Raw genomic sequence first — 4,384 nt, forward strand, 5'->3', positions numbered from 1 at the left:
CTGAAGCCTGACCGCTGCTACTTCCCCAGCTTCTTCTTGGCGAAGTACCAGTCCTTGACCTCGAGGCCGTCGCCGCCCCCGGCGCGCTTCTCCGCGTCCGGCTGGGTGATGGGCGCGGGCACGATCACGCTCTCCCCCGGCTGCCAGTTGGCGGGGGTGGCGCAGGCGTTGCCGTCGGCGGTCTGCAGCGCGTCGAAGACCCGCAGGATCTCCCCGATGTTCCGCCCCAGCGAGAGCGGGTAGTACAAAAGCGCCCGCACCATCCCCTTGGGATCGATGAAGAAGACGGCGCGCACCGCCGCCGTGTCGCTCACCGCCTCGTGCACCATGCCGTAGGCGTGCGCCACCTTCTGGTCCAGGTCGGCGATCACCGGAAACCACACCTTCACCCCGAATTTCTCCTCGATGTTGCGCACCCAGGCGATGTGCGAGTACACGCTGTCGATGGAGTTGCCGATCAGTTGCACGTTGCGCTTCTGGAACTCCTCGGCGGCGCGCGCGAACTCCACGAACTCGGTGGTGCACACCGGGGTGAAGTCGGCGGGATGGCTGAACAGCAGCACCCACTTGCCCTTCGAGGTGTAGTCGCTCAGGCGGATCATGCCGTGGGTACTCTTGGCGTGGAAGTCGGGCGCCGTCTCGTTGATGCGCGGCAGCCGGGGGACAGCGGTCTCTACGCTCATGCTCTCTTCTCCTTAGTTCCTGCCGGCGGTTGCGGAAGCGGCGGCCGGACGGGCTGGGCAGGCTGCCGGTGGAAACAAAGACCCACCCGCTACGTCCGGCGCCGGGGTGGGTTGGGGATCCGGCTCTGGCTCCTAGCCCCACCCCGGCGTCGGCCGACAACCTCCGCGCTCCCCGCGGCCGGCGCCGAAAATGAGGCATATCCTCATGGCAAAAAGCTAGAATACGGCGGGGGAAAACAGCATGTCAAACCGCGTCCCCGTGGGCGAATCCACCGGCTCCCTGCGCCGCTATGAGTTCGTGCAGCTCGATGTCTTCTCCCGCCGTCCCCTGGAAGGCAATCCCCTGGCCGTCTTCACCGACGCCCGCGGCCTCTCCGACCCCGAGATGCAGGCCCTGGCCCGCGAGATGATGCTCTCCGAGACCACCTTCATCTTCCCCCGCGACATCGCCACCGAACGCAACGCCGGCGTCAAGGTGCGCATCTTCACCGTGGACGAGGAACTGCCCTTCGCCGGCCATCCCACCCTGGGCACCGCCTTCACCCTGCACGGCACCGACCGCCGCGCCCGCAGCGAAGACCACATGATCCGCACCCGCGGCCACGAGAACGTCATCCACCTCGACCTCAAGGTGGGCAAGGTCCCGGTGAGCTTCGAGGAGGGCCGCGACGGCCTGATGTTCGGCGAGATGTGCCAGCGCGATCCCAGCTTCGGCCCCGTCCACAGCCCCGAGGAGGTCGCCCGCGCCACCGGCCTCTCCATCGACGACCTCGATCCCAGCGCCCCCATCCAGACCGTCTCCACCGGGCTGGAGTTCACCCTGGTGCCGCTGCGTTCGCTGCAGCGCCTGCAGAACCTGCGCGTCGCCTGGCACCAGATGGCCGATTACCTGCAGCGCAGCCAGGGCCACTTCTTCTATTTCGTCTGTCGCGGCGGGGTGGACCCGGCCGCCCGCCTGCACGCCCGCATGATCTTCTACAACGGCGAGGACCCGGCCACCGGCTCCGCCGCCGGCTGCGCCGCCGCCTGGGGCGTGCGCTACGGCGTGCTCCCGCCCGGCCAGCGCGCCCTGCTCGAGCAGGGCATGGAGATCAAGCGCCCCAGCCAGCTCTTCGTGCGCGCCGCGCGCGAGGGCGACCGCGTCTCCAACGTCCGCGTCGGCGGCCACGCCGTCGAGGTCCTCCGCGGCGAAGTGGTGCTGTGAGCCCAGACTTCGATCTCCAGCCCACTCTGCAAGGCGACCTGGTGGTCCTCCGCCCCCTCCGCCTCGACGACTTCCCCGCCCTCTTCGCCGCCGCCAGCGACCCTCTCATCTGGGAGCAGCATCCCGAAAGCGACCGCTATAAGAAAGAGGTCTTCCAGCGCTTCTTCGACGGGGCCATCCAGTCCGGCGGCGCCTTCGCCGTGCTCGACCGCCGCTCCGGCCGCGTCATCGGCTCCTCCCGCTACTGCAACCTCAAGCCCGAAGAGAGCGAGGTGGAGATCGGCTGGACCTTCCTGGAGCGCGCCTGCTGGGGCGGCGCCTACAACCGCGAGATGAAGTCGCTCATGCTCGCCCACGCCTTCCGCTTCGTGGCGCGCGTGGTCTTCGTGGTGGGCGAGCACAACCTGCGCTCGCAGCAGGCGCTGCGCAAGATCGGCGCCCGCCTTCTGCGCACCGCCCCGCGCCCCTCCCCCGACGGCTCCTCCCGCACCGACCTGGTCTTCTCCAGCACCCGCCCGCAGGACTAAGCTTGTCAGCGATCTCCCGGAGGTGCCCTATGCGCGCTCCCGCGCTCTGCTGCGCTCTCCTGCTCGCGCTTTCGCTGGCGAGGGCCGCCGCCCCCGCTCCCGCCACCGTCGCCTGCCGCGTGCTCGAGGTCCACCACGACGCCGCCACCGGAGTCACCGTCGCCGTCTTCCATCACAAAGACCCGCAGGAGCAGGCGCGCCTGGCCGAACTGCTGCGCGCCCACCCCGAGGCCGCGGTCCAGTACCAGGCGCGCGACCGCGCCTGGCGCCCCGCCGGCCTCGCCCGCCTCAAGAGCTGCTTCGGCCGCGGCCTGCTCATCCTCCCGCCGGGCTCGCCCGCGCTCGCCCCCGGCGACGCCTTCCTGCTGCGGTTCCCGGAGTGACTTTTCAAGCCCGCCTTTGGCTTGAGTGGGACCGAGAACCTCCCGCCCCGCAGTCTTTCGTAAGGGCACGGCTTCAGCCGTGCCGCAACGGCGCTCCTCTTCTTACGGTTGTCATCCCGAGCCAGCGCGAGCGACCCCGAGGCGCAACCGACGGGAAGCGAGCGCGCAGCGAGGGATCTCGGGGTTCGTTTTCCCGCCTCCCCGCCCCAATGACCGACTGATTAACGCTCGCGGAATCGCTCTCGCGGAATCCCGCGCTGGGCACGGCTCTTCGCCTGCCTCCACAGCCTCCACAAGATTTCCACGAAGATTTCCTTAGTGTCTTGCGCGGTACTTTACACGCGCGCCTCCGCCTTTTAGGATGCGGGCCTTGTTTTCTCGGGGGGGGGACGCAGCGGCCGGCTCCCAGCGGCGGCGCGCGTCGGGGGGGAAGAAACCATGAAGCCGAAGAAAGTCATTCTGTGCGTGGACGACAACGAGCAGGCGCTCTCCATCCGCAAGGTCATGCTCGAGACCCGCGGCTACCGCGTCGTCACCGCCGCCAACGGCCGCGAGGCCCTGGAGATCTTCCAGCGCGGCGGCATCGACCTGCTGCTCAGCGACCTGGTCATGCCCGGCCTCGACGGCACCGAACTCATCGAGCGCGTCAAGACGCTCTCCCCCGCCACTCCCTGCATCCTCTTCTCCGGCAAGATCAAGGTCTACGAGCGCGACACCCGCGCCGACGTCTTCCTCCCCAAGGGCATGTACGCTCCCGCCGAGCTGCTGGAGCGCATCCGCCTGCTGCTGGTGCGCAAGCGTGGACCGCGCCGCGTCGCCGCCGAGCCCGCCTCCGCCGCCGCGGTTTCTCCCCTGCCCATCTCCGCCGCCTCCTGACCGCAGTGGTCGGTCCTTGGCCGTTGGTCGTTGGCCGGCGCGAACCTTAGTGGATTGTCATCCTGAGCGAGTGGCCGCCTGCTCTTCCCCGCCCGCGCTCTTGGCGGGCCGGGCGGCCACGAGTCGAAGTCGAGGCGTTTCGGCACAGCCTGCCCTGAGCGGAGTCGAAGGGTCTGAGCCGCCGGCCGAAACTCTGAGCTTGTCGAAGAGGACCTTGGGTCTTGTTTGGAAACTGTTGCTCCCCGCTGAGCCGAGCCGGTGCGGTGGCCCACCTTTCGCCGGTGGCCCACTCAAGCCTGCCTTTGGCCTGAGTGAACGAGCACACTTCTCTTGAAGTTGTCATCCTGAGCGAGCGCCGTCTTGCGGCTTGGCCGCAAGGTGGCGCGAGTCGAAGGACCCCTATAGGCTCGACGCCTCCTGCGATGTCGGGAGGCATTTTCAGAATTGAGGCCGGCGGGGTGGCCCACCTTTCGCGGCAGAGTATATCCCGAAAGCAGAACAGCCGGGGGGTGCCCCACCCTTTGCCGGCCCGGAGCGCAGGCGACGGGCGCTTCTGGCAAAGGGTGGGCGAGAGAACCATCCTGGTGAACTCTTCCTGGAACCAGTGACCCGTTTCCGCCCCGCGACTCCCAAGCCACCGCCCGGTTCACTGTCCCCACCCTTCGCAACGAACGCGAAGGACGGGGCACCCTCGGGGCTTTGGGTGGGCCA

At 68.6% G+C, this 4,384-nt stretch carries 5 protein-coding genes; 4 read left to right on the top strand and 1 reads right to left on the bottom strand.

From position 1 onward, the window contains the following. Positions 1 to 17: 17 nt before the first annotated feature. On the bottom strand, positions 18 to 683 hold the full coding sequence (locus VEG08_15310) for a peroxiredoxin (GenBank protein HXZ29362.1): 666 nt from the start codon (positions 681 to 683) through the stop codon (positions 18 to 20). A 241-nt stretch (positions 684 to 924) separates the two neighbouring features. Here VEG08_15310 and VEG08_15315 point away from each other — a divergent pair, with 241 nt between their 5' ends. The 4 genes from VEG08_15315 to VEG08_15330 all read left to right on the top strand — a co-directional run bounded on the left by VEG08_15315 (position 925) and on the right by VEG08_15330 (position 3,673). Beyond that, the gene (locus tag VEG08_15315) at positions 925 to 1,887 is read left to right on the top strand and encodes a PhzF family phenazine biosynthesis protein (GenBank protein HXZ29363.1); all 963 of its coding nucleotides are present in this window, start codon (positions 925 to 927) and stop codon (positions 1,885 to 1,887) included. Then, positions 1,884 to 2,414: a GNAT family N-acetyltransferase gene (locus tag VEG08_15320; GenBank protein HXZ29364.1), complete on the top strand. Its 531-nt coding sequence runs from the start codon at positions 1,884 to 1,886 to the stop codon at positions 2,412 to 2,414. Before VEG08_15315 ends, VEG08_15320 begins: the two co-directional genes overlap by 4 nt. Before the next feature lie 29 nt (positions 2,415 to 2,443). Then, a complete protein-coding gene (locus VEG08_15325) occupies positions 2,444 to 2,797 on the top strand; it encodes a hypothetical protein (GenBank protein ID HXZ29365.1) in 354 nt (117 codons plus the stop codon). A gap of 438 nt (positions 2,798 to 3,235) precedes the next feature. Continuing rightward, positions 3,236 to 3,673, top strand: coding sequence for a response regulator (locus tag VEG08_15330; GenBank protein ID HXZ29366.1), 438 nt, complete (start codon positions 3,236 to 3,238; stop codon positions 3,671 to 3,673). Positions 3,674 to 4,384 lie beyond the last annotated feature (711 nt).

The sequence above is a fragment of the Terriglobales bacterium genome (genome assembly GCA_035624475.1).
Taxonomy (GTDB): Bacteria; Acidobacteriota; Terriglobia; order Terriglobales; family Acidobacteriaceae; genus DASPRL01.

What these genes read in the sequence shown, in the direction of transcription:
- VEG08_15330 (HXZ29366.1), top strand. Translation starts at nt 3,236, where the DNA reads ATGAAGCCGAAGAAAGTCATTCTGTGCGTGGACGACAACGAGCAGGCG.
- VEG08_15325 (HXZ29365.1), top strand. Translation starts at nt 2,444, where the DNA reads ATGCGCGCTCCCGCGCTCTGCTGCGCTCTCCTGCTCGCGCTTTCGCTG.
- VEG08_15310 (HXZ29362.1), bottom strand. Translation starts at nt 683, where the DNA reads ATGAGCGTAGAGACCGCTGTCCCCCGGCTGCCGCGCATCAACGAGACG.
- VEG08_15315 (HXZ29363.1), top strand. Translation starts at nt 925, where the DNA reads ATGTCAAACCGCGTCCCCGTGGGCGAATCCACCGGCTCCCTGCGCCGC.